At 68.6% G+C, this 2,858-nt stretch carries 2 protein-coding genes; one reads left to right on the top strand and one right to left on the bottom strand.

From position 1 onward, the window contains the following. The coding region (locus tag HUK84_RS14180) for an aminotransferase class V-fold PLP-dependent enzyme (RefSeq protein WP_176640870.1) at positions 1-1,165 on the top strand (1,165 nt) is incomplete at its 5' end. 85 nt (positions 1,166-1,250) lie between these two features. On the opposite strand, the gene thiC is transcribed toward HUK84_RS14180, so the two are convergent. Further along, a partial coding sequence (thiC, locus tag HUK84_RS14185; RefSeq protein ID WP_176640871.1) for a phosphomethylpyrimidine synthase ThiC occupies positions 1,251-2,858 on the bottom strand: 1,608 nt, incomplete at its 5' end.

Raw genomic sequence — 2,858 nt, forward strand, 5'->3', positions numbered from 1 at the left:
GCTGTGCGGCGCGGGCGCCGGTTTCTCGACGATCTTCACCGGCTCGGGCGCCACGGCGGGGCTGAACCGGCTGGTCCATCTGCTGGGCGCCGGCGATGCCGGGGCGGCGCCCCTGGTGTTCATCGGCCCCTACGAGCATCATTCCAACATCCTGCCCTGGCGGGAAAGCGGCGCCGAGATCGTGGAAATCGCCGAGGACGCGCACGGCGGCCCCGACCTGGCGCAGTTGCGCGCGGCGCTGCGGGCGGCCGATCCGCACCGGCTGAAGATCGGCGCCTTCTCGGCGGCGTCCAACGTGACGGGCATCGTCACCGACATCGACGCGGTCAGCGCGCTGCTCAAGGCGCATGGCGCGCGGGTGGTCTGGGATTATGCCGGCGGCGGCCCCTACCTGCCGATCGACATGCGCGCCGGCACGCCGTTCGAGAAGGACGCGGTCGTGCTGTCGCCGCATAAATTCATCGGAGGCCCCGGCGCGTCGGGGGTGATGATCGTCCGCGACGCGGCGGTGTCGCGCCGCACGCCCACCTTCAGCGGCGGGGGCACGGTGCGGTTCGTCTCGCCCTGGGGCCATGACTATGCCGAGGGACTGGCCACGCGTGAGGAAGCGGGCACCCCGAACGTGATCGGCGACATCCGCGCCGCCCTGGCCTTCCTGGTCAAGGAGGCGATCGGCCAGGCGCGGATGGATGCACGCCACGCCGAACTCTACCGAAGGGCGCGCCAGGTCTGGGACCGCAATCCGAATCTCGCGATCCTGGGCAACCCGCGGGCCGAATCCCGCCTGCCGATCTTCTCGTTCCAGGTGCGCGACCCGCGCCATGGCGGGCTGATCCACCAGCAGCTTTTCACCCGCATGCTGTCGGATTGCCACGGCATCCAGGCCCGCGGCGGCTGCGCCTGCGCCGGGCCGTACGCGCATCGCCTGCTGGGAATCGGCCAGACGGAATCGCACGCCCTGCGCGACGCGATCCTGCGGGGCGAGGAACTGCGCAAGCCCGGCTGGACCCGCCTGAATTTCAGCGTGCTGATGACCGACGAGAAAGCCGACCGGATCATCGCGGCGGTGGACGATCTGGCGCGCGCGCCCTACCCCACCGCCGATGCCTACCAGGCCGACCCGGCCACCGCCCGGTTCCGCGCGGCCGAGATCCCGGCCGCCTGACCGGACGACCGGGTCAGGACGGCCGGGCCAAAGGCGGCCGGCCAAAGGCAGCCGGCTAAAAGCAGCCGGAAACGACGATACCGGGTCAGTCCCCGACCGGCGCACCACCCACCGCCACGTCGATGTCTCCGCCGCCCGCCCGGAAACGCGCGCCCATTTCCGCCAGCCCGGCGGCGATCTCACCCGGCGACAGCACCCCGTCATTATGAGTACTATCATTTCGGGCACTGTCATTCTGGGCCCGGGCGGCGTCGCGGATATCCTGGCTGATCTTCATCGAACAGAATTTGGGACCGCACATCGAACAGAAATGCGCCGTCTTGTGCGCTTCCTTCGGCAGGGTCTCGTCATGGAAGCAGCGCGCGGTCTCCGGATCCAGCCCCAGGTTGAACTGGTCCTCCCATCGGAATTCGAAGCGCGCGCGCGACACCGCGTCGTCATGCAGCCGCGCCGCCGGATGCCCCTTGGCCAGGTCGGCCGCATGGGCCGCCAGCTTGTAGGTGATCACCCCGGTCTTGACGTCGTCGCGGTCGGGCAGGCCCAGATGCTCCTTGGGCGTGACGTAGCAGAGCATCGCGGTGCCGAACCAGCCGATCATCGCCGCCCCGATCGCGCTGGTGATATGGTCGTATCCCGGCGCGATGTCGGTCGTCAGCGGCCCCAGCGTATAGAACGGCGCCTCGCCGCAATGGGCCAGTTGCTCGTCCATGTTGGCCTTGATCTTGTGCATCGGCACATGGCCCGGCCCCTCGATCATCACCTGGCACCCGTGGTCCCAGGCGATTCGGGTCAATTCGCCCAGCGTGCGCAGTTCGGCGAACTGCGCCGCGTCGTTCGCATCGGCGATCGAGCCGGGGCGCAGCCCGTCGCCCAGGCTGAACGTCACGTCATAGGCCCGCATGATCTCGCAGATCTCGGGGAATCGTTCGTACAGGAAGCTCTCGCGATGATGGGCCAGGCACCATTTGGCCATGATCGACCCGCCGCGCGAGACGATCCCGGTCACGCGCGCCGCGGTCAGCGGAATGAAGGGCAGCCGCACCCCGGCATGGATGGTGAAATAATCCACCCCCTGCTCGGCCTGCTCGATCAGCGTGTCGCGGAACACCTCCCAGCTCAGGTCCTCGGCCACGCCGCCGACCTTCTCCAGCGCCTGATAGATCGGCACGGTGCCGATCGGCACCGGGCTGTTGCGGATGATCCAGTCGCGGATATTGTGGATATTGCGCCCGGTCGACAGGTCCATCACCGTATCGGCGCCCCAGCGCGTGGCCCAGACCATCTTGTCCACCTCGTCCGCCACATGGCCCAGCACCGCGGAATTGCCGATATTGGCGTTGATCTTCACCAGGAAGTTGCGGCCGATGATCGTCGGTTCCAGCTCGGCATGGTTGATGTTCGCCGGAATCACCGCCCGGCCTCTTGCCACCTCGTCCCGCACGAATTCGGGGGTGACGAAATCCGGAATGCTGGCCCCGAAATCCTCGCCGTCCCGCAGGGCGGCGTCGCCCCGTTCCCGGCGCAGATTCTCCCGGATCGCCACGAATTCCATTTCCTCGGTCACGATGCCGGCGCGCGCATATTCCAGTTGCGTCAGCCTCCGCCCTGTCCCTTGGCCCGTCCCCTGCCCCGTCCCGTGCCCCGTCCGGGCCCGGCGGACGACGCGCCGGCCGTCGTCGAACGCAGGGGCCAG

The sequence above is a fragment of the Nguyenibacter vanlangensis genome (genome assembly GCF_013376155.1).
In the GTDB taxonomy this organism is placed as follows: Bacteria; Pseudomonadota; Alphaproteobacteria; order Acetobacterales; family Acetobacteraceae; genus Gluconacetobacter; species Gluconacetobacter vanlangensis.